20 protein-coding genes and 4 tRNA genes are annotated in these 21013 nt (G+C 40.6%); 4 read left to right on the forward strand and 20 right to left on the reverse strand.

The window, feature by feature from the left end; translation table 11 throughout:
• Positions 1–3: 3 nt before the first annotated feature.
• From PMAN_RS11910 to PMAN_RS11920, 3 genes are all read right to left on the reverse strand, one after another.
• Positions 4–456: a regulatory protein RecX gene (locus PMAN_RS11910; RefSeq protein ID WP_006794350.1), complete on the reverse strand. Its 453-nt coding sequence runs from the start codon at positions 454–456 to the stop codon at positions 4–6.
• Complete coding sequence (locus PMAN_RS11915) at positions 456–1244, reverse strand: BPSS1780 family membrane protein (protein WP_010556541.1); 789 nt, start codon at positions 1242–1244, stop codon at positions 456–458. Before PMAN_RS11915 ends, PMAN_RS11910 begins: the two co-directional genes overlap by 1 nt.
• A gap of 77 nt (positions 1245–1321) precedes the next feature.
• Positions 1322–1945: a GTP cyclohydrolase II gene (locus PMAN_RS11920; RefSeq protein WP_006794352.1), complete on the reverse strand. Its 624-nt coding sequence runs from the start codon at positions 1943–1945 to the stop codon at positions 1322–1324.
• Positions 1946–2591: 646 nt separating this feature from the next.
• Between PMAN_RS11920 and PMAN_RS11925 the strand changes: the two genes are divergently transcribed.
• A complete protein-coding gene (locus PMAN_RS11925) occupies positions 2592–3704 on the forward strand; it encodes an energy transducer TonB (protein ID WP_010556542.1) in 1113 nt (370 codons plus the stop codon).
• A 59-nt stretch (positions 3705–3763) separates the two neighbouring features.
• Here PMAN_RS11925 and PMAN_RS11930 read toward each other — a convergent pair whose 3' ends face one another.
• The 3 genes from PMAN_RS11930 to PMAN_RS11940 all read right to left on the reverse strand — a co-directional run bounded on the left by PMAN_RS11930 (position 3764) and on the right by PMAN_RS11940 (position 5349).
• The gene (locus PMAN_RS11930) at positions 3764–4276 is read right to left on the reverse strand and encodes a hypothetical protein (protein ID WP_008129036.1); all 513 of its coding nucleotides are present in this window, start codon (positions 4274–4276) and stop codon (positions 3764–3766) included.
• Positions 4277–4371: 95 nt separating this feature from the next.
• The gene (locus PMAN_RS11935; RefSeq protein ID WP_010556543.1) at positions 4372–4821 is read right to left on the reverse strand and encodes a low molecular weight protein-tyrosine-phosphatase; all 450 of its coding nucleotides are present in this window, start codon (positions 4819–4821) and stop codon (positions 4372–4374) included.
• A gap of 21 nt (positions 4822–4842) precedes the next feature.
• Complete coding sequence (locus tag PMAN_RS11940) at positions 4843–5349, reverse strand: DUF3087 domain-containing protein (RefSeq protein ID WP_008129031.1); 507 nt, start codon at positions 5347–5349, stop codon at positions 4843–4845.
• 146 nt (positions 5350–5495) lie between these two features.
• Here PMAN_RS11940 and PMAN_RS11945 point away from each other — a divergent pair, with 146 nt between their 5' ends.
• From PMAN_RS11945 to PMAN_RS11955, 3 genes are read left to right on the forward strand one after another with little or no spacing between them, the layout of a single operon-like run.
• Positions 5496–6131: an energy transducer TonB gene (locus PMAN_RS11945; RefSeq protein ID WP_008129029.1), complete on the forward strand. Its 636-nt coding sequence runs from the start codon at positions 5496–5498 to the stop codon at positions 6129–6131.
• 14 nt (positions 6132–6145) lie between these two features.
• The gene (locus PMAN_RS11950) at positions 6146–6736 is read left to right on the forward strand and encodes a sigma-70 family RNA polymerase sigma factor (RefSeq protein ID WP_010556544.1); all 591 of its coding nucleotides are present in this window, start codon (positions 6146–6148) and stop codon (positions 6734–6736) included.
• Complete coding sequence (locus tag PMAN_RS11955; protein ID WP_010556545.1) at positions 6723–7334, forward strand: hypothetical protein; 612 nt, start codon at positions 6723–6725, stop codon at positions 7332–7334. Before PMAN_RS11950 ends, PMAN_RS11955 begins: the two co-directional genes overlap by 14 nt.
• A gap of 79 nt (positions 7335–7413) precedes the next feature.
• Here the strand turns inward: PMAN_RS11955 and PMAN_RS11960 are convergent, their stop codons facing one another.
• The 14 genes from PMAN_RS11960 to recJ all read right to left on the reverse strand — a co-directional run bounded on the left by PMAN_RS11960 (position 7414) and on the right by recJ (position 20943).
• Positions 7414–8175, reverse strand: a complete 762-nt coding sequence (locus PMAN_RS11960; protein ID WP_010556546.1) for a hypothetical protein — start codon at positions 8173–8175, stop codon at positions 7414–7416.
• A 1-nt stretch (position 8176) separates the two neighbouring features.
• A complete protein-coding gene (locus tag PMAN_RS11965; protein WP_010556547.1) occupies positions 8177–8494 on the reverse strand; it encodes a hypothetical protein in 318 nt (105 codons plus the stop codon).
• A 2-nt stretch (positions 8495–8496) separates the two neighbouring features.
• Positions 8497–9777 (reverse strand): hypothetical protein, encoded by a 1281-nt coding sequence (locus PMAN_RS11970; protein WP_010556548.1) that lies wholly within the window; start codon positions 9775–9777, stop codon positions 8497–8499.
• A 536-nt stretch (positions 9778–10313) separates the two neighbouring features.
• A complete protein-coding gene (locus PMAN_RS11975) occupies positions 10314–11690 on the reverse strand; it encodes a Na+/H+ antiporter NhaC family protein (protein ID WP_006794362.1) in 1377 nt (458 codons plus the stop codon).
• A gap of 177 nt (positions 11691–11867) precedes the next feature.
• Positions 11868–13520, reverse strand: coding sequence for a penicillin binding protein PBP4B (gene pbp4b / locus PMAN_RS11980; RefSeq protein WP_010556549.1), 1653 nt, complete (start codon positions 13518–13520; stop codon positions 11868–11870).
• A 9-nt stretch (positions 13521–13529) separates the two neighbouring features.
• On the reverse strand, positions 13530–14705 hold the full coding sequence (locus PMAN_RS11985; protein WP_010556550.1) for an exo-beta-N-acetylmuramidase NamZ family protein: 1176 nt from the start codon (positions 14703–14705) through the stop codon (positions 13530–13532).
• A gap of 666 nt (positions 14706–15371) precedes the next feature.
• Positions 15372–15448 (reverse strand) — tRNA-Arg (locus PMAN_RS11990).
• Positions 15449–15497: 49 nt separating this feature from the next.
• A tRNA-Arg gene (locus PMAN_RS11995) sits at positions 15498–15574 on the reverse strand.
• Positions 15575–15621: 47 nt separating this feature from the next.
• Positions 15622–15698 (reverse strand) — tRNA-Arg (locus tag PMAN_RS12000).
• 35 nt (positions 15699–15733) lie between these two features.
• Positions 15734–15826, reverse strand: a tRNA-Ser gene (locus PMAN_RS12005).
• 128 nt (positions 15827–15954) lie between these two features.
• Positions 15955–16137, reverse strand: coding sequence for a hypothetical protein (locus PMAN_RS12010; protein ID WP_010556551.1), 183 nt, complete (start codon positions 16135–16137; stop codon positions 15955–15957).
• Between the two features lie 279 nt (positions 16138–16416).
• The gene (gene lysS / locus PMAN_RS12015; protein ID WP_006793137.1) at positions 16417–17952 is read right to left on the reverse strand and encodes a lysine--tRNA ligase; all 1536 of its coding nucleotides are present in this window, start codon (positions 17950–17952) and stop codon (positions 16417–16419) included.
• A 26-nt stretch (positions 17953–17978) separates the two neighbouring features.
• Positions 17979–19077, reverse strand: a protein-coding gene (gene prfB, locus PMAN_RS12020) for a peptide chain release factor 2 (RefSeq protein ID WP_096801177.1) whose coding sequence is annotated in 2 segments (ribosomal slippage) — positions 17979–19001 and positions 19003–19077 — 1098 coding nt in all. Because the reading frame shifts where the segments join, the coding sequence is not laid out codon by codon here.
• 144 nt (positions 19078–19221) lie between these two features.
• Positions 19222–20943, reverse strand: a complete 1722-nt coding sequence (gene recJ, locus PMAN_RS12025) for a single-stranded-DNA-specific exonuclease RecJ (RefSeq protein ID WP_010556553.1) — start codon at positions 20941–20943, stop codon at positions 19222–19224.
• Between the last annotated feature and the right edge of the window lie 70 nt (positions 20944–21013).

Consider the following 21013-nt stretch of genomic DNA (forward strand, 5'->3'; position numbering starts at 1 on the left):
TATTTACTGTGATTGCATTGCAAAATCGATTTGTTCGTAGCTAAAACCTCGATACATTAAGTAGCGCACGCGCTTAGCCTTGTCTTTGTAATCGAGGTTTGCCGGTGTATTTGAATATTTTTTGTTATACGCATCCTGCGCAAGCTCAAACCAGTCTATTTCAAGCTCTTCAACTACTCTTTCAAGTAGCGAACGGTCAATCCCTTTACCCATGGCCTCGCTTTGAATTCGCTTAAGCCCATGGCATTTAAAAATGTGTTTTCTTACAAAGCCTTCACAGTAACGTTGCTCGTTTATAAAATTGTGCTTTTCGCACCAATCAAGCAAGTTTTCGATAAACTCATCTGTGGCTTCTTTTTGCTGTAATTTAAAGGTTAACTCACGACGCGAGTATTCTTGGCGCCCGAGTAACCAAAGTACATAATTTTTTAATTTTTGTTTTAACTTATCATCCATTAAGCGTCAAAGCGTCCGCTTGTTTCACTGCTTAGTGGCTTAACATTTTTGTCGTCACTTGGCGGGACAATCGGCATAAAAATCGCCTGATAAGAAACAAAAAAACTAATGTAGCAAATCGGCATTAAAATCAACAGTGGTAAGAACGATAAGAACATAGAAACCGCCATAAATAGTACGCAAATAACGCCAAAAACACTCAACGGAAACAAATTATGATAAAAAACCATAAGCGATTGCTTAAGCGCCGTTAAAATACGTTGCTCTTTATTAAAATAAACAAGCGGTACCGCATAGGCAAAGGCCGTTAAATAAATAAGCATGGCCATAAAAAATAAAATAACACTCGCACCCGAAATACTCGCAATAGTTTGCTCAAGTGCATCTTGAGGTTCAAGCCCTGGCTGGCTCATAATTGCCACGGCATCGGCAAATAAACCGTTTGCTAATAACGCCATTAAAATACCCGCACCCATTTGGTATAACGCCAAACGGACCAAGCCTAAACGGTTTCCTTTAGCTGAAAATGGCTTAAGAATGTCAGCCAACATTATTTTACCGCCTTGCTGTTTGGTCAGCACTGCTTGGTAAAAGCCGGCAGTTAAAAAAGGCGTAGCCAGTGCTGCAACCACTTGCAGTAAAGGTAAAAACAACGACAGTAAGCCCACAATGCCAATAAATAAATGCATAAAAATAAACGTCATTGGCTGGGTTTTAAAAATAAGCCATCCCGCTTTTAGCCACTTTAGCCCGGCATCTGCTTTAAATACTCGTAATTGTGTAGACATACTTGCTCTTAATTTATAACGAAACACGCCAAGTATAACTTGGCGTTGGGTGGGATCACAGAGGCAGACAAGTAATATTAAGGTTTTTTAATTTTTTTAATATCTAGCATATGTGCGCCATGCTTTATTTTGGTTTCTAAGTAGGCTTTGTTACCTGCTACACCCGCTTTTATGTGTGCGTGTGTACCAATAACCGTATCAACTTCAATACCCGCGTCTTTTAAGGCATTGAGCTTTTTAGGGTTGTTGGTCATTAATTTAACATGCTTTAAATTAAGCGCATTAAGCATTAATACCGCATCCGAAAAGTCGCGTAAGTCGTCTGCAAAACCTAAATGGTTATTGGCCTCGTAGGTATTCATACCTTGCGATTGCAATACGTAAGCATCAATTTTATTGTATAAACCAATACCACGGCCTTCTTGGCGTAAGTAAAGTAAAATACCGCCTTGCTCGTGCATCATTTCAATACATTCGTTTAACTGTTCGCCGCAATCACAGCGTGACGAATGAAAAACATCCCCCGTTAAACACTCCGAATGCATACGAATAAGCGGTACATCTTGCTCGGTATCGGCGTTGTTAAACACCATAGCAATATGTTCTTGGCCATCTTTTAGGTCAGTAAATGACACTATTTCTGCAGGGATATCACTATTTTTGCCAACATTAAGTTGGACTCTTGCTCTTACTTGCGCCACGACAAATCCAAATATTTAAATAACTACGACACGACAATAAAGTGATAATATCACAAAAGAGTAAAATTAGATCGTAGTACAACATTGTTTATCGCAATTATATGGCGACGACAGCGCCTGTTTTCAATGACTAACCTTAATTAACCCGAACTCGGGATAATAAACCTATCTCTAGCAGCTATTTTCAGCGCTAACTGCGTTGAATGTACTTGCAATAGGCCAGCTATTGACGCGTAAACTCGCCTTGTTTTCATTGAAAACATCTGGCTAGAGAGAATAAATTTAAAATATCACCACTAGTCAATATTTTAGCAAGTCTCTTAACCAGCGTTCTTGTTAAGTAAAAAACACATTGAATCAACATATAATATTGGCTTTTCGTACCTATTTAATGACAATAACTATCATCTGTAGTAAGTTATTTTTAGTTAAATTTATCTGAATTTTAAATAAAACGTTTAATAACACGAGAGTAATGACATTTAAGTCTACTGCTTTTTAACCAACGCTTTTAGTGAATAAAATTTAAATCTACTTGTAAAATTACATATCTTTTGCAAATAAATTCAATGTAGTTAGCGCTGTAATTACCACTTAGCATAGAGTTATTATTCAAAGTTCAGGTTAATAATTAATAAGGATCATTATGAAGCCACAACACCTTGCCCTATTTGTTGGATTAAGCTTATCTGCCTTTACAAATAATGCACTTGCTAGCCAAACTGACAACGCTAAAGCGGCTTTTTCAACTGCCTATCAAAGTTACCTAAACGCAGTAGAAACAAAACACGATATTGAGCAAGCCGCAAAACGAGCTTACACTACAGGCCTTACTTTTTACGGCGATAAAAGCGACAACACAGCAAACCTTGCTATTAATTATGCTAAAGCCATTACACCGCCAAGAACAACAAGCAACAAAAAAAACATAAGGCAGCAGCGTTACAGCCTTTACTCGCAAGCGTATACAATTTTAGCGGATAACCACGGCAAAAATGCATTACAAACGCTCGACGCACTTTTAGGTAAAGCCGAAAATGCTAAATCAGCGTCTTTGGCAGAAGATCATCTCGAACGTATAATCGATATTGCTAAAGCACAAAATAAACCAAAATTTGTTGCCGATATGCAATTTGAAGCCGCGTCGTTGTTAGCAAGTAAGTTTGCACATAAAAAGTTTCGTGCAGCGCAAAAGTTATTGAACGAAGCTGATGAATACTACCGTGAAAATTTAGACGAAAACACGGTTGAGCGAATCAAAACAGACTTTTTAGTCGCCTCGTTTGCGCAAAGTAAGAGAAAATATAAAAAAGCGATTGAGCGTTTAAATCATGTTGTTTCGGTATTTGATAGCAACCTAAGCTTTGATCATAACGCCGAACTTACCGCGCACTCAAAACTTGTAAACCTTTACGAAAAAACAGGTCAAAGCGAACAAGCAACTAAACATTGTTTAGCTATTGCCGAAATGGTGCCATGGAAAGACTCACAAGAACAAACACCGGTATACCGCCAACCACCTAAGTACCCAGTGAATAAAGCACGCCAAAATACAGATGGTATTGTTGTTCTTCAGTTTGATGTAGACACTGCCGGATTTGTAAAAAACTCATCAGTAATAAGCTCAGAAGGTGGCCACGCATTTGAAAAGTCAGCATTAGAGGCACTTAAAAAATGGCGTTACGCACCCAAATTTGAAAACGGAAGCCCCGTAGTAGCAAGCACCCAGGTGCAAATAGATTTTAAAATAAACCGCTAGCGGTTTTACAAATAAAAAAGGCGCTATTTAGCGCCTTTTTTATTTTTACTCACGACGCCCTAAAATTCGTAACTAATACGAATAGCACCATCGGCTCTTTTTTCGTTACTGTCACTTGTTTTACCATAGCCCGCATCAAGTATCAGTCTAAAACCACTATTATTTAAGCCGTTAAAGTTATAACTGTATGTAAGCCCAATACCATTTGTGGTTTCATCATCAAATATTTGCCCTAGCGCACATCCAAAAATATTACCTAGCTCGCTAGCAATGTCGTCAGTGTTTGTGCTTTCACATGGTTGGTCGGTATCACGTGCGCCAATAGCCCCAACTAACACACCCAATGCGTGTTTATTGTTATCACTAACTGCGTGTTCAAAACCCACTGAAAAGCCATCATCTAGGCCAATTTTATAGTTTGCGTACCAGCGTTGAGAATTGTTATCTGCCGATAAAGACACTTCAGGTACAACCAAGTAAGGGTAGCCACCCCCAATCGAAAAGCTCACATCATTAGCAAAAGCAGAACCCGAACCAAGTGATAAAACCAGTAGTAATATTTTTGTATTCATAATATTCCTTTTGAGTAAGGATAAATCGTACTCAATTAAGGAACAAAGGGCAATAAAACAAATGTTCGTTAATGTAACAAACTGATAAGAGGCGCTTACATTTTAGCAAGTATGTTATCGCTGGCCGCTTCTATTAAATCAAGTACGTTTTCAAAGCCGTCGTCACCACCGTAATAGGGATCAGGTATGGCACTTGTGCTTTGCTCCCCATACTCTAAAAACAACGCTAACTTATAGTGTAAATGCGTTGGGCACTGCTCTTTTAAATCTGTTAAATTTTGTTTGTCGGCTGCTAAAATTAAATCAAACTCGGTAAAGTCGCTGGTGCGAACTTTACGCGAGTGTATTCCTTTAAAGCTATAGCCGCGCTTTTCACCCGCCGCCATTGAGCGGCTATCGGGCGATTTTCCTTCGTGATAGCCAATTGTACCTGCAGAATCGACCACCACCTTTACACCCAAGGCTTTTGCACGCGCTTTTAAAACCGCCTCAGCAGTAGGTGAACGGCAAATATTACCTAAACATACAATCAGTACTTTTTTCATTGCGGCTCCTTAAATTAGGCTTCAAAACTGTTTTAATATGCTCTCTTCGTAATCGTCAGCATTTAGCGTTAAATTAAACTGCGCAGCAACCGAATCTAACTCAGCTTGTTTAATGGCTAGGTCTTCCATTGTTATAAGGTTGTCGTCTAGCTGCCACAATAAACGCGAGCCCGCATAACTGTAATGAATGGCTAATAGTGCAGCGGGGTTACCTTCGCGACCAGCCGCTTTTAACTTTGGCATTTTACGGGTTATTTTATTAAGTGCCTGTTTTAGCTCCCATACATAAACCACTTCGGTCATGTAAGGATGAGTGCGGTATTTATTTAACAACCACCCTATGGCTAAACTTGTAATAACCACACCAGTTAAGTTCCAATGAAAATGGCTTCCGCTTTCATCCGGAAACAACGCAATCAGCGTTTGCGATATAGCTAAGCTCCCCGCCGCAAGCGAGGCTGCACAGCCCACAATGACACGATTTAAATGCTTACGGTAACGCGCTTTATTTATTTCAATGAGTTGCATAACAGCCTAAAAAGTTAATAAGTAAAAGAATGCGAAACGCTATTGTAACTAAACCCCGCATTTTTTATAAAAATATTTCACCCCTTTTTGATTTGCCACCCGTTATAGCTCTGAAAACCACATAATGAGTTAACTAGGAGCGGCTTATGCACACACTTGAAACCCCAAATAACCCAACATTTATAAAAACATCAACCGCCGTTATTGGTGGTGCAGCAATGACCTTTGCCGCCTTTGCATTTATGCAATACCTAATCAGTGGCGACCAACGCGCACCACTAGACCCTGGCAAAGAAATAACGGTTGAAATATTTAAAGTGCCTGAAGATTCAAAAGTAAGACACATAGATAAAATGCCAGAACCACCTACACCAAAAATGCCGCCTAAAGCGCCACCGCGTGTAACACCGAGTGCCGACCCCGTTATGGCAATCAACACGGCGCCGCCATTAATAATGGATGACTTTGGTGACGGCATTAACAATACCCTTAACCGCCCAACGGGAGATGCCTCACCCATTGTGCGCATAAATCCAAAGTACCCAACCACCGCTGCGCGTGATGGCATAGAAGGCTGGGTACAACTTAGCTTTAATATTTCGCCCACTGGCGAAGTAATTGACGCGGTAGTTTTAAACGCCGAACCAAAACGTATTTTTAACCGCGAAGCACTACGCGCTATTAAACGTTGGAAATACCGCCCAAAAGTAATTGAAGGTGTGGCACAATTACAAACAGATCAAACGGTTCAACTTGATTTTAAATTAGATAACTCTATTTAACGGACTAAACGCCTATGCTAATGAGTATTAAAACCTGGTTATTTGAAACGCCCAGCAAAGACTGCATGGCGCGTTATGCAAAAAGTGGAGAAAACCGTCACTTAGAGCAGCTTATTGCCCTCTACAGTAACGATTTATACCACTACCTAGTTACGCAATCTAATACTCACTTAGCATACGACGTAAGCCAGCAAACGTGGCTAAAAGTAATTGAAAAGCGCCACCTTTACCAAGCGCAAACCACGCCTAAAGCGTGGTTGTTTAAACTCGCACGTAACACGCTAATAGACGAATACCGTAAACAGCAACATTTTGTGGAGCTAGACGAAAACAGCCTACAACCTTTGCAAAGTGCCAATCAAAGCGAATTAACAAATAGTGACTCGCACATAGGTGACACACACATAAGCTACGAAGCATTCAACACGGCGCTCAAGGAACTGAGCTTTGTGCAGCGCGAAGCCATAACCTTACAACAAGAAGGTTTTTCGCTTGACGACATACAACATATTACGCAAAGCAATCATGAAACCGTAAAAACACGGCTACGTTATGCAAAACAAAACTTAAAAATCATACTAGGAGCTGACAATGACCAAGCATAACGAGCAATTTGAACACCAACTTGATAAGCATTTTAGCGAGCGTAAAAAACGCCATACGCTCAGTGCAGAGCAACGCGACGCATTAACGCAACTCTCACAAAGCGCAGTACACAAAAAGCCCACCCGCTTTTTACTTCCCTTACAAATGAACGGCCTTGCCTGCGCGCTGGTCGTTCTAGGCTTTACCATGTTTAACACCAATGAAAAGCAAACGACACTTAACACCTATGCAGCGCAGCAAAGTAACTATCATTTTATAGAAGTTCACCAAGTCGACAGCGCTGGTAGCTATTTAAGTGAAATAACAACACAAAAGCAACAGCTCGACGATAAACTCGCCGCCGACCTACGCTTGCACCAGCAGCGCTACATTGAATACGGTAAATTAGTTAGCGTAGATGACGACTGGTACATCGCCAGCTGCCACAGTGAAGTACTCATTCAAATAAAAGACTCGTTATTGAATGACCTAAACACCAAACACGCCATTGAAAGCGGCATCACCATGGGCGACATGCTCGCCATGGCCCACAACAGCCAAGGCCAGATCATCGCACTTAAACATGCTGGGAATGGGGTGAAGGTTTGTAGGGGGTGAAATAGTTTAAGAAGTTTAATTTTTTAGCAAATAAATGAATTGACGCTTTTAATTTAACTAGAATTCATCTTTAATTCGCTTAGCTTATTTTTGATGTGGAATATGCGAAAGCTTTTTCTCTATAAATTGATATAAACTTAATAAAATCATCCTGAGCCTTTGAAATGGCTGCATATTCAGAACTTGGGACATCTTTCTTTGATAGGTTTTCGTTGGCTTCATACTCATCAATATTTTCAGTCTTTGACATAAGATGATTCAAGTTATCTTCAAGATCTTCAAATATTGATGTTAAGATATCTTTCATTTCATTAGGTGACTCTACTATAGGCATTGAGTTTACTGTATTAAAAGAGATCTGTAATTCAGTTAAATCACTACCAACTAAATTTATAAGGTCTACGAGTTCACAGCAACCCGATTTTTTATGGTAACTTTCAAGTGAACCTAAACAAGGTTCTATCACCTTGGGTATTATAATTTCTTTAAACCAAAACTTATCAACTTCATCATTTGCCTTTTGATGCGAAGCTTTCCTTTTCTCTTGGCTATTATTCCAAATAGTGTAGATAAAATTCCCAAGAGCGATAATGAATGCTAAAAAAAGAACTACTTCTCTAAACCCAAGATCACTGCTATTTTCAAAAGTTAGCTTTGGCTGAACCACAATTTCTGGCGGGGGTGTTTTGATTAAAAAGGCTTCATTAGGGATATTTAACTCTATATTATTGGTTGGAGAACACCCTTTAGCATCGTTAGTCCTGTCTGGTTCCACGGCCTCATTTGTAGCAAATACCCCCCATGAACACAGTGATAATGACAGGATTAAGAGTAGCTTCATTTCAATTCATACCAGTGAACTTTGCTGCAACCAATGCACGCTCAATTGCTTTATCTATTTGTTTTTTTATTTGTTCATTAGCATTAAACCGATACAAACTATAAAACTTTTCACGTGTGCCAGCGTAACGAATACTGTCTCCAAACATTCCAAGAAAAAAAGAGCTTGAAATACTTTTTGCATTAGTTGGAAACCGCACTTCAACAGACTCACCATCTTTATCTAATGTTTCTAATTTAAATAGGTTGCGAGCTTGTCTACCATTAGGTCTTCCAGCATAAATTCGACCAGGTAATTCATTAAAATTGATAACGGACATAACTAAACCTCATCTAACTCATAGTCCTCTTCTCGGAGGCGATATTTTAAAGTAATTATAGTTCCAGGAAAATAAGTTTCCCTCATAATTTTTACGTAATTATTATCTGGAACGATGCTTTCTTGGTTAGAACTATTGAAGTAAATTAAATGGCGACCTGAAACATCATCAAGCTTCGGGACATATTTACCATCAAAATAAATGCTAACATTTCCACTTAAAATCGACATTTTAACATGGTTATTTTCATCACCTAAACATTCCTTTGCAACATTTTCAAAAAACAACAATAAATCAGTAAAACCTTGCCCACGATCAGGCTCTTCATCTAATTTTGAGGATATATTTTCCTGTAAAGCGCTTATTGTATACAGAATATTCTCGGGCACTTTCCCCTTGTGCTTTTGTATATATGGGTTAACCCGGTTATAAACAATAGGCTTGTCCATAGATTTACAAAGAGACTCAGAAATAGATTCTCCAAAATTAAAAATAGAAAGTTGTTGAAAAATTTCTCCCTTGGAATTTTTATCAGTATAACCATAGAATTGCCAATGAGAATCTGAAAAATTTGAATGATCTTCTGCATTACCAATTATTTCACTAATAATTTCTATCAAGTCAGTTTCAGCTTTATCTGTTAATTTTTTATGAACCATAGATAAGCTCTCATTCATGTGCTCTATAAATGCTTCAATTACCGATGCTTTTTTATCCCCATCTAACAAACCAGAGTCTTGAAATATTTTTCCTTTAGCACTAAAAATAGCGTTATCTTCGGTGCTATCTGAAAAATATTTAATTGAACTAATTTGCTTAACAATACCTATCCCTTTTATTAATTTCGCAAAATCCACATTATTAGGAAAAGTACCATTCACAGCGATTTTCTTGTTATTTTTACTCTTATACGCTTTTAAAGAAAGAGCTGCTTGCGCAATTAGGACCTCTGAAGTTAAGTCATGCTCCGTTATTGATGATTGATCTATATTAATTTCAGAAACTTTTTTTAATAAGCCATATTGTGTTAAGGAACCAATAATAGACAAAACTTTTTCGGCATCTACAAACATTGAAAAATCATGATCAATTTCCAAATTTACCGTCTGCTGCTTTTTAAAATTTTTGATAGCCAGTTGCGGAATCATTTTATTGAAGTACTTAAGTACTTCTTTCCTTATTTCCTCATACTGTGAATCTGAAGAACTTTTATTTTTCAAAGGCTTTGGTGATTTAGCTCTTTTGTTCACGTAAAAACGGTCACTATCTATATTTTTTTTCATAAAATTAGCTACTCAATTTAAAACGAGCATTAATATCCTTATCTAATATGACTGATTTACACATTAAGAATACTTAAGGTGAATGTTTTTTGGTACATGTTTTACCTTTTAACTCACTTTACATCAATTGAAAGTAAAGATGTAACCATATAAGTAACTTAACATACAAAGAGCAGATCTTGTATCTAGCCAAAACCAATAACCAGACTCACGTTTAACCCCTTCCCCCGCCATCACGCCCTGAAAATAAGTAATTAATGAGTAATATCGCGCATGGCAGGGTTTTGTTCCCGACAAATCCTAAGTACCTACATCCATGTAGGCAATGCGCGATAAGGCGAAACTAGGCCATGGATGGCCTATCTTCGCCGTTTACGTTCACATCTATTACAGTTTGAAGGATTAAGCTTGATGCTCGGGTGGCGCTAGGAGAGTTCAGAGAGGGGCCAGCGGCCCCCCCCTCTTTGGCTGTGGTCGCCAGCGCAACAAAAAAGCCTGCGATTAAGCAGGCTTTTAAATATTTCAATTCCGAGTTTTTACAGCACAATAATGCTAATAACCAAATAAGCAATAAAGGTCAGTGCGCCACCAAATAACGCGTACGGTAGCTGGGTTTTAACGTGAGTGAGTAGGTCACACCCCGATGCAAGCGCCGACACAGCGCTGGTGTCGGATATAGGCGAACAGTGATCGCCAAATATACCGCCGCCTAAAATAGCACCGACCACCAATGAAGGTGGTAAACCCAGTGCTTGTATGAGCGGTACGCCAATAGGAATAAGTATGGCAAACGTGCCCCACGATGTGCCTGTAGTAAACGACATAACCGCCCCTGTTAAAAACAGCACAGGCACTATTAAGTAAATAGGTAAGTAGTCGCCCACCAATGACGCAACAAACACACCCGTACCTAGCTCTTTTAAGCTTGCACCTAGCGTAAGCGAAAGCAAAACAATGCTTACTAACGGGAGTAATTCACCCATGCCTTTAAAGCCAGTATCAACCAATTGGTGGTGGGTAAATTGGCGCGAACTAATCATTAGTAAGTAAGCAACCACAATCGCGAGCACAGTTGCATATAATACCGATTTAGAGCCGCTACCTTCTGCCAACACACCGTTACCAGTGTAAAACATAAAGCCTACCATGCTGGCAATTAGCGTAAATAATGGCACTAACATAAAGCGCGCTTTAGAGCCTTTTACTTCTTCTTTTAGCTCGTTTGTTTGTAGCTCTAATTTTTGTTCGGCCTCTTTCATTGGGCCGTGTACTTTATCAAATGCAATGGTGTAAAAAACAATAACCAAGGTAATTATGGCGTAAAAGTTATACCCAACGCTGCCCCACAATACCGATACCGCCGATTCGCCCAATTCGTAATTACCTAATAAGCCCAGTACAAATGCCCCCCAGCCGTTAAGTAGTATTAAAATACACACAGGCGCGCTGGTACTATCAATAATATAAGCAAGGCGAGCACGGCTCATTTTAAATTTGTCGAATAGGCCGCGCGACAAAATACCCGACGTAAGCACACTTAGGTTTGACTCTATAAACACCGCAACACCAGTAAACATAGTTAAAAAACCAACTTGGCGTTTACCTTTTGCAACCCCTTTGTTCATTAATAAGTTAACCGTTGCCGCCACACCGCCAGATTCGCGAATGTAGGCAAGTAAAGCACCTATTAAAATACTAAATATGAGTATGCGGCTGTTACCCGGCGAACTTGCCACAGAAATAATACGCTCTATGGTATTTAAAAATGTTGTAAATACGCTATTTCCTTCCCCTTGTAGGGCAAGTAAAAACTCAGAAGACGCCACGGCAACTAGCAGCGCCATAATGACTTCTTTGCGCCAAAACACGATAGCAATCGCAATTAGCGGCGGTAAAATAGAATACCAATGCATAAAAAGTTAGCCTTAATTATTAACAACCCGCGCTTAAACGCTTATATGTTAAGCCCAAAACTTAAAAAGTGGCTTAATGGAGTAAACCGCCTAGCTTAATGGATTGATGTTGCCAAGTCACCTGCAAATAAGCCATTGGGCGTAACTGTATTAGCCCATTTTAACCTATACGATAATTTATTGATTTAACAGCGCTTCGTAAACAAGCGATACCACAGATCCGTATTGTGCGGTTTCGAATTGTTTGCCTGTAAATTCATAACGTTTTTGTGTGCCTTTAATTGCAGTGTGGCGCGCGTTAGTAAGCAAAACAATGGCCAAGTCGTAAGCGGGATCGATTACTGTTACGGTGCCTGTCCAACCGGTATGGCCATACGCTTGTGCGCTGGCATAAGGGCCAAAGTGCCAACGCCGTGCTTGGTTATTACCTGCAAGCCTAAAACCTAGGCCGTACGTTTCGTTAGTGCTTTGCGGCGTTAAAAACTGCGCTAAGGCACTTGCACTAAATAATTGTTGTTCGCCGTAGCCGCCATTATTTAATAATAGCTGGCAAAGTACAGCTAAGTCGTGGGCGTTACTAAATAACCCGGCATGCCCAGCAACGCCGCCAAACGAGTAAAATGCGCGTTCGTCATGAACTTGGCCTTGCAACACATGTGTTCGAATATTATCAAAAGTAATACGCCCATCGCGGGTGTTGCCGCTAAGTTCGGTGGCTGCAAATTGACTACGCTCAAAGCCTTTTTTAAGTGGGTTAAATAGCGTGTTACTCAGTGCAAGAGGTGTATAAACGTGCTGCTCTAAGTACTCGTCTAGTGGCTGCCCTGTTATGCGCTCAACCAATACACCTAAAATCATGTAATCAATATCAGAATACACATGTTGCATTGGTTTTTTGTTATTAAGCGGCACTTTGGTGAGCAAAAGCTGTTTAGTGGTTTGGCTATTTTGAGAATAAAATGCATCGCCTTGCTGTGTATCTTTTCGGTGAAAATCAAACACGGGTGGGTAGCCTGCGCTATGAGTAAGTAACTCTTTTACTGTGCGTTGCTCTCGCCCACCGCCGGTGTATTCTGTTAAATAACTTTGCACGGGGTTGTTTATATTGAGTTGCCCTTCGCTTATTAGTTTCATGAGTGCAAAGTTAGTGGCAAATATTTTAGTGTTTGAAGCTAAGTCGAATAGAGTATTGGTTTGCATAGGCTCTGGGCGAAGTAACATTAGATCGTTTTGCTGGTACTGCTTTGCATCACCATAAGCTGTGAGTTTTATTAGCTCGCCATTTTTAACAACCGCCAGCACCGCACCAGGAAACCCCGCTTTAATATCACGCTCAATGAGTTCATCAACGTCAGTAAAATCAACTGGCTTATTAGGCGTTAAATTTAGTGTAGGAAATGCAAAACGCAGCGTTAAGCTTGCGCCTTTAGGTAAAATATTTTCTACCTTAAATGTGTTTACCCCATTATGAGTATGCGCCGCTAAGCTGTAATTATAAAGCGTATTAGTGGTTAACGTATTGGTAGCAAGTTTTTGATTGTTTATGTAAATATCGGCACTTTCGGCGCTGTGGTTTTGTATTAATAATTGGCCGCGCCCTTTATACGCTTTAAATGTGCCACGGTTATTTACATAAAACCGGCTACTTGGATTTGGCTCAGGAAAGCTGGCTACAACTTGTGCGTTTGGCAGCTCTATTAGCTGACTTTTAGTCAGCAATGGCTGCGATTTTAATGAATTATGTGTACTACTGCAGCCTACAATAATTAAACTCAAAGCGGCTAACCATGCGTTTTTTATGAAGCGAGTATTTTTTAAAATAAATAACATGGTTAAGCCTTACTCATATAACAAATAAGGCGCTCGTTGCGCTTTAAATTGTGTAAGGCCGCGTTGCCAGCTTTGCCTTATTTGCTCAACCGACTGCCCTGCCTCTATAGCTAAACGCAGTTTATTAGTACCTGCCAACTTATCCATAAAACCAGCGCGTTCAAAAAAGTCGACGTTATCTTTATTAAGGGTGGCGTAGGCGTTTATTAAGTACGTTAAATTTAGCCCTTCGGCGTTTACTTGTCTTAAATCAAGGCCATGTACTGTTGTATTTTTAAATTTAGGGTTTAAAGCGGCGCCTTTAATAGCCCGCGGTGTAAAATTAAAATCCCCTAATTTTACCGGCGAATAACCAATAACTTGAAACGCAAAATCGGTGCCGCGGCCAATACTCACAGGAGTTGCTTCAAAAAAGCACAGCGATGGGTAAAGCGCGATTGATTGATCGTTTGGTAAATTAGGGCTGGGTTTTACAGGTAAGCTATAACTGGTTGTGCGTGTGTAACGATAAACGGGGATCACGGTGAGCTTTAGATCGGTGGCTTTATTGATCCAGCCCTCGCCTTTGATCATGTAAGCCAGCTCGCCTACCGTCATTCCATGCAATACTGGGATTAGGTGCATGCCTACAAACGATTTAAATTCGCGCTCAAGAATTGGCCCGTCAATATAGGCAATATTGGGGTTTGGCCTATCAAGCACTATAAATTCAACACCTTGTTCAGCAGCAGCCTCCATCATGTAATGCATAGAGCTTATGTAGGTATAAAAGCGCACGCCTACATCTTGAATATCAAAAACAATAACATCTACATTACTAAGAGCTTCAGCGCTTGGCTTTTTATTTTTGCCATAAATAGAAACAAGCGGGATACCGGTTTTGCTATCTATGGCGTTTTTAACATGAGCACCGGCGTCGTGATCGCCTCTAAAGCCGTGCTCGGGTGCAAAAATTTTGATTATGTTTATATTTTTACTAAGCAGGCTGTCAACCAAGTGTGCTTGCCCTACTAAAGAGGTTTGATTTACCACTAACCCAACACGTTTATTTTGTAATTGCGGTAAGTACACTGCCGGCTGTTCAGCCCCTACGGTTACTGAATCCTTTGCTTCATTCGCGTGTGTGGTAATAGTAAAAAGCGCACTTAAACTCAATAAAAATATAAAAAATACGGTTTTAAACATACAGCAAGATCCTTTTAAACAAGGTGTTTAAAATACCACAGCTTAAGTTAAAGAGCAGCGAATGCTTTTGAGTTGATACATAAGTAATTAGAAGCTACGCTTCTCACGTGAGCACGTTCTGCGTATACAATAATTTAACCCACAGTTTAAGGGTCACCCGTAGGCGCTTAGCTTGCTGGCGCGACGAGCATCGCTCGTAAATAGTTTTGGGTAGATACGTAAGTAATTAGAAGCTTCGCTTCTCACGCGAACAAGTTCTGCGTCTACAATAATTTACCTCACAGTTTAAGGTTAACCCGAAGGCGCTTAGCTTGCTGGCGCGACGAGCATCGCTCGTAAATGGTTTTGGGTAGATACGTAAGTAACTAGAAGCTTCGCCTCTCACGCGAACAAGTTCTGCGTCTACGCTGAAGTTTTTAACGGGGGTGTTTGTTTGGTTTAACTGAAATCTGAAAACTTTCTCAAATTTCAGGCACAAAAAAACCGACTTAGCGTCGGCTTATGTATGAAAGTGGTGGGCGCAGGACGTACCTTCTAAGAGTGAACCTCCGACTGCTTGATTCGCAGTAGGTTGCTTTATCCACATCCACGCTTTGATTTATTTCAGGCATAAAAAAACCGACTTTCGTCGGTTTCTTTTCTATTAACTTTAATAGTAATAGAAAGTGGTGGGCGCAGGAGGATTCGAACCTCCGACCGCCTGGTTCGTAGCCAGGTACTCTATCCAGCTGAGCTATGCGCCCACTTTCATTCTTTTTTACTTGTTTATACTCTAAGCAGAGTGTGTAAAAGTGGTGGGCGCAGGAGGATTCGAACCTCCGACCGCCTGGTTCGTAGCCAGGTACTCTATCCAGCTGAGCTATGCGCCCACTTTTACTATTTGCTTTTTTATACTCTAAGCAGAGTGTGTAAAGAGTGGTGGGCGCAGGAGGATTCGAACCTCCGACCGCCTGGTTCGTAGCCAGGTACTCTATCCAGCTGAGCTATGCGCCCATCTTTACGTTTACAAGATTTCGCCATTTAAAAAATGGTGGAGAGGGAGGGATTCGAACCCTCGATAGAGCTACAAACTCTATACTCCCTTAGCAGGGGAGCTCCTTCGGCCACTCGGACACCTCTCCGTCTTGTGGGGCGTATAATAAAGATTTCAGAAAATATGTCAAACACTTTTCTATCAAAAGTGTCTATATGGTTACAGAACACACATATGTTATGTTTTTATATTAAAGAAGCCTAATTTTTAAGCTAATTAACTCTCTTCGTTAGGCGTATGTGTGTCGTCGGTTGGTACGCATTTATCTTTTAAACTAGCTAGGTACTGCTCTTGATAACCTAGTTGTTGAAACTCTGCAATGCATGCTCGGTAAAAAGCTTCTCGCTCTCGCTCTGTTTGACTGAGTTCTTCCGACTCTTCGATAGTTTTATCTGTCATTTTATTATTTTGTAAATCCGTTTTTATTATTTACAGCACCTAAAAGTTAGGTCGTTTAAAATTTGGCCGCATTGTAGCTAACAAAGTTACAAAAATACAACATAATGTTTAAATGTTACTCATTAATTTGTTATATACACATAAAAATTTTCATAAAAAATTACAACTAAATATCAACAGCTTAATATATGAATAATGATCTTATTAGCTATGAATAAACAAAGTAAAAACAAAAACGCCGCAATTAAGCGGCGTTTCAAGGTGTTATTTTCGTTAAGCTTAGTCAGCTTGCGGACGCATATGCGGGAATAAAATAACATCTTTAATTGTAGATGAGTCAGTAAACAACATTACTAATCGGTCAATACCAATACCCTCACCAGCAGTAGGTGGTAAACCGTACTCTAGTGCGCGTATGTAATCTTCATCGTAATGCATTGCCTCATCATCGCCTGCGTCTTTTTCTTCAACTTGGCGAGTAAAGCGTTCTGCTTGGTCTTGTGCATCGTTAAGCTCCGAGAAACCATTTGCAAGCTCACGTCCGCCAACAAAAAATTCAAAGCGGTCGGTAACAAATGCATTGTCGTCGTTACGACGTGCAAGCGGCGACACTTCCCATGGGTAACCTGTAATAAATGTAGGTTGGATAAGCATGTGCTCAGCCGTTTCTTCAAATATTTCACATAAAAACTTGCCTGGGCCCCAAACACAGTTTTCAGGAATTTTAACGTGCACTTGTTTCGCGTACGCTTTTAATTCTTCAAAGTGATTTTCTGGGTCATTAAATACCGCAGCATCAAACTCAGGGTTATATTTTAAGATAGCATCAGCCATGCTTAGGCGCTCAAACGGCTTACCAAAGTCGTACTCTACTGAGTCGATTACTTCGCCGTTTTCATCTTTCGTTGTATTAACAACAATTGGGCTGCCTAAAACGTTTGTTGCAACGGTGCGTAGCATGTCTTCGGTGATGTTCATCAGGTCGATGTAATCGGCGTATGCTTGGTAGAACTCAATCATAGTGAATTCTGGGTTGTGACGCGTTGATAACCCTTCGTTACGGAAGTTACGGTTAATTTCAAATACGCGGTCAAAACCACCTACCACTAAACGCTTAAGGTAAAGCTCTGGCGCAATACGTAAATACATGTCGATATCAAGCGCGTTATGATGAGTCACAAATGGACGCGCAGATGCACCGCCAGGAATAACCTGCAGCATTGGCGTTTCTACTTCCATAAAGTCACGATCTGCTAAGAAACGACGAATACCTTCAACTACTTGTGAACGGATACGGAACGTTTCGCGCGTTGCTTCGTTAGTAATTAAATCAACATAACGTTGGCGGTATTTTGTTTCTTGGTCTGAAAGGCCATGAAATTTTTCTGGTAATGGGCGTAGTGACTTAGTAAGTAATTCGTACTCGGCCATATCTACGTATAAATCGCCTTTGCCTGATTTATTAAGTGGACCTTTAACACCGATAATATCGCCAATATCAAGCTGACCATATTTTGCTTTTAAGTCTTTTTGTACGTCTTTTGATGCGTAAACTTGTACTCGGCCTTTCATATCTTGAATAGACATAAATGGACCACGCTTAGCAAGAATACGACCAGCAATTGATACTACGTGCTGTAGCTCAATTAATTCTTCTTTTGTTTTATCACCAAACTCAGCTTGCAAATCAGCCGTGTAATGTTCACGACGGAATTGGTTTGGATGACCGTTGGCTGGGCAATTTTCGCGAATAGCATCTAACTTGCCGCGACGCTCAGCGATTAACTTGTTTTCGTCTTGGATTTTATCAGTCATTTTTTAGCTCTTTATTAGCTTGGTGGTTATAGGCCAGATTTAAGGCTGGCTTCAATAAATTTGTCTAGGTTACCGTCAAGTACCGATTGGGTATTGCGGTTTTCAACGCCGGTGCGTAAATCTTTAATACGCGAGTCATCAAGAACGTATGAACGAATTTGACTGCCCCAACCAATATCTGATTTTGCATCTTCTTGCGTTTGTTTTTCAGCATTTTGCTGCTGTAGCTCAAGCTCAAATAATTTAGCTTTTAATTGCTTCATTGCTTGGGCTTTATTTTTATGCTGCGAACGCTCGTTTTGACATTGCACTACCGTGTTTGTAGGCACGTGAGTAATACGTACTGCCGATTCGGTGGTGTTAACGTGCTGACCACCTGCGCCCGATGCACGGTACACGTCTATACGTAAGTCAGACGGATTAATATCAATTTCAATGTTGTCGTCTATCTCTGGGTATACAAACGCAGAGGCAAACGATGTATGACGACGGCCACTTGAGTCAAATGGGCTTTTACGAACTAAACGGTGTACGCCTGTTTCTGTACGTAACCAACCGTAAGCGTATTCACCAACAAAGCGAACTGTTGCGCCTTTTATTCCGGCCACATCGCCATCGGTTGCTTCTACTAGCTCAACTTTAAAGCCTTTTGCTTCGCCCCAGCGTAGGTACATGCGAAGTAACATGTTACACCAGTCTTGAGCTTCAGTGCCGCCTGAACCTGATTGTAAATCAAGGTATGCATCATTTGCGTCGTGAGTGCCCGAAAACATTCGACGAAACTCTAAACCTTCTAATTGCTCGTTTAGGCCTTCAAGCTCTGCATTTGCTTCGTCAAAGGTGTCTTCGTCTTCCGCTTCTATTGCAAGCTCAAGCAAACCTTCAACGTCATCAGCGCCAGCAACTAAGTTGTCGATTGTTTCAACAACCGCCTCTAATGCTGACTTTTCACGGCCAAGTGCCTGTGCGCGTTCAGGTTCATTCCATACAGCTGAATCTTCAAGTTCGGCGTTAACTTCTTCTAGGCGCTCTTGTTTAAGAGCGTAGTCAAAGGTACCCCCGAAGCAGTTCAGTACGATCGCGAATTTCCTTGATTTGATTAATCACAGGATTCACTTCAAACATGTACATTACTCCAAAATGGCTAGATTATTACGGCCCGACTTGAGGAATATCCGCAATAAATTATCGTCAAATGATAAAAACGCCCGATTTTAACAAAAAATCGCGCGCTTTATTAGCCTTTTATGCATGTATTGTGCATATTTTTTAGTGCACTTTTTCAAGCTCTCGTACAATTAGCTGCAAGCTAAATTTACCTCTAAACTCGTTTATATCAAGTTGATAAGCCACTTTAACAAAGCGTGCTTCGGTATCTGGCCACTCTTTTACGTCTATACCAAAAGCAATAGCGTCAACTAATCGCCCTGATTGATGTTTAAGCACCAGTTTTAAATGCTTTTCACCAACAATACGTTGCTGAATTAATTCAAAGGTATGTTCAAACACAGGCTCTGGAAATTGCTGCCCCCATGGGCCTGATTGCTTTAATAATTGGGCAAACTCCATGGTAAAGCAGTCGTTTGGCAGCTCGCCGTCGGTAAATACAATACAACGCTTACTTTCTTCGCTTAATTGCGCACTTACTGCGGCATCAAACGCGTTTTTAAAGTCGTTAAAATTTTGCTCGTCTATGCTTAAACCCGCAGCCATTGCGTGGCCACCAAACTTATTTATTAAATGGGGCGTGGCGGTATTTAACCCTTCGAGTAGGTCACGCATATGTAGCCCTTCAATAGAGCGGCACGAGCCTTTAATTTCGCCATTTTCACCACCGGCAAAAATAACGGTTGGGCGGTGGTACTTTTCTTTTAAACGGCCAGCCAAAATACCAATTACGCCTTGGTGCCAGTCATCTTGAAACAAACAAATAGCATCAGGAATGTTATCGTCGGTAAAGGCAAGCCTATCAAGCACGGCTTGTGCTTCAGCTTGCATACCTTGCTCTATTTCACGCCTTGCATGGTTTAAGCTGTCGAGTTCGCTTGCGATACGCCTTGCTTGGTTTATATCGTTACTCAGTAAACACGCTATGCCCAAACTCATGTCGTTTAGTCGCCCTGCTGCGTTTAAACGTGGCGCAAGTGAAAAACCAAAATCGCTGGCGCTTAAACGCGCTGCATTTCTGTTGGCCACTTCAATAAGTGCTGTAATACCTGGGCGTGTTTTACCACTGCGAATACGCGCTAAGCCTTGGTGTACTAATGTTCGGTTATTTGCATCAAGTGCAACTACATCAGCGACTGTACCCAGTGCAACTATGTCTAATAAGTTTGCTAAGTTAGGCGGTGTTTGTTGCGTAAAGTAACCTTGTTCGCGCATTAGGCTTCTTAGTGCAATTAATAAGTAAAACGCAACGCCTACACCAGCAATAGACTTTGACGGAAAGTTACATTCGTGTCTGTTTGGATTTACAATGGCATCGGCATTGGGAAGCTGTTCACCTTGTAAATGGTGATCTGTAACCAACACTTTTATACCTACCGATTTTAAAATATCAATACCGGCAATACAGGATATACCGTTATCTACGGTGATCACTAAATCGGGCTTTATTTGTACTATTTGTTCGGCCAGCGCGGGGCTTAAGCCATAACCTAAGCTAAAGCGGTCTGGAATGAGGTAATCTAAATTTTGAAAACCAAACATTTGCAACCCCTGCATTAAGGTTGCAGTACTGGTTGCGCCATCGGCATCAAAGTCGCCCACAATTAAAATGTGACTTTGCGCCTTAAGCGCATCGACTAGTAATGCACTTGCTTTGTCGATGTCTTTAAACAATTTATAATCGTGAAGCGTAGCAACACCGTTATCGAGCTCTTGGGCATCAACCACACGACGAGTCGCGTAAATTTGTTTTATTACCGGATGCAAATGACTCGGTAAGTGCGAGTCGTTAACGTTTTCGCGCGCAATGATCAGTTTTTTCATGCAGTTTTTTTAACTTATTAAATCGTATTAAAAAGACAAAAAAAGGCCATTAAGGCCTTTTTGTAAACGT

It is taken from the genome of Pseudoalteromonas marina, assembly GCF_000238335.3.
In the GTDB taxonomy this organism is placed as follows: domain Bacteria; phylum Pseudomonadota; class Gammaproteobacteria; order Enterobacterales; family Alteromonadaceae; genus Pseudoalteromonas; species Pseudoalteromonas marina.

Bases quoted from the DNA above. Each gene is read 5' to 3' on its own strand.
- PMAN_RS11915 (WP_010556541.1), bottom strand. From the start codon at position 1,244: ATGTCTACACAATTACGAGTATTTAAAGCAGATGCCGGGCTAAAGTGG.
- pbp4b (WP_010556549.1), bottom strand. From the start codon at position 13,520: ATGTTATTTATTTTAAAAAATACTCGCTTCATAAAAAACGCATGGTTA.
- PMAN_RS11925 (WP_010556542.1), top strand. From the start codon at position 2,592: ATGAAGCCACAACACCTTGCCCTATTTGTTGGATTAAGCTTATCTGCC.
- PMAN_RS11935 (WP_010556543.1), bottom strand. From the start codon at position 4,821: ATGAAAAAAGTACTGATTGTATGTTTAGGTAATATTTGCCGTTCACCT.
- PMAN_RS11945 (WP_008129029.1), top strand. From the start codon at position 5,496: ATGCACACACTTGAAACCCCAAATAACCCAACATTTATAAAAACATCA.
- PMAN_RS11930 (WP_008129036.1), bottom strand. From the start codon at position 4,276: ATGAATACAAAAATATTACTACTGGTTTTATCACTTGGTTCGGGTTCT.
- lysS (WP_006793137.1), bottom strand. From the start codon at position 17,952: ATGACTGATAAAATCCAAGACGAAAACAAGTTAATCGCTGAGCGTCGC.
- PMAN_RS11985 (WP_010556550.1), bottom strand. From the start codon at position 14,705: ATGTTTAAAACCGTATTTTTTATATTTTTATTGAGTTTAAGTGCGCTT.
- PMAN_RS11950 (WP_010556544.1), top strand. From the start codon at position 6,146: ATGCTAATGAGTATTAAAACCTGGTTATTTGAAACGCCCAGCAAAGAC.
- PMAN_RS11970 (WP_010556548.1), bottom strand. From the start codon at position 9,777: ATGAAAAAAAATATAGATAGTGACCGTTTTTACGTGAACAAAAGAGCT.
- PMAN_RS11910 (WP_006794350.1), bottom strand. From the start codon at position 456: ATGGATGATAAGTTAAAACAAAAATTAAAAAATTATGTACTTTGGTTA.
- PMAN_RS11960 (WP_010556546.1), bottom strand. From the start codon at position 8,175: ATGAAGCTACTCTTAATCCTGTCATTATCACTGTGTTCATGGGGGGTA.
- PMAN_RS11975 (WP_006794362.1), bottom strand. From the start codon at position 11,690: ATGCATTGGTATTCTATTTTACCGCCGCTAATTGCGATTGCTATCGTG.
- PMAN_RS11965 (WP_010556547.1), bottom strand. From the start codon at position 8,494: ATGTCCGTTATCAATTTTAATGAATTACCTGGTCGAATTTATGCTGGA.
- PMAN_RS11955 (WP_010556545.1), top strand. From the start codon at position 6,723: ATGACCAAGCATAACGAGCAATTTGAACACCAACTTGATAAGCATTTT.
- recJ (WP_010556553.1), bottom strand. From the start codon at position 20,943: ATGAAAAAACTGATCATTGCGCGCGAAAACGTTAACGACTCGCACTTA.
- PMAN_RS11940 (WP_008129031.1), bottom strand. From the start codon at position 5,349: ATGCAACTCATTGAAATAAATAAAGCGCGTTACCGTAAGCATTTAAAT.
- PMAN_RS12010 (WP_010556551.1), bottom strand. From the start codon at position 16,137: ATGACAGATAAAACTATCGAAGAGTCGGAAGAACTCAGTCAAACAGAG.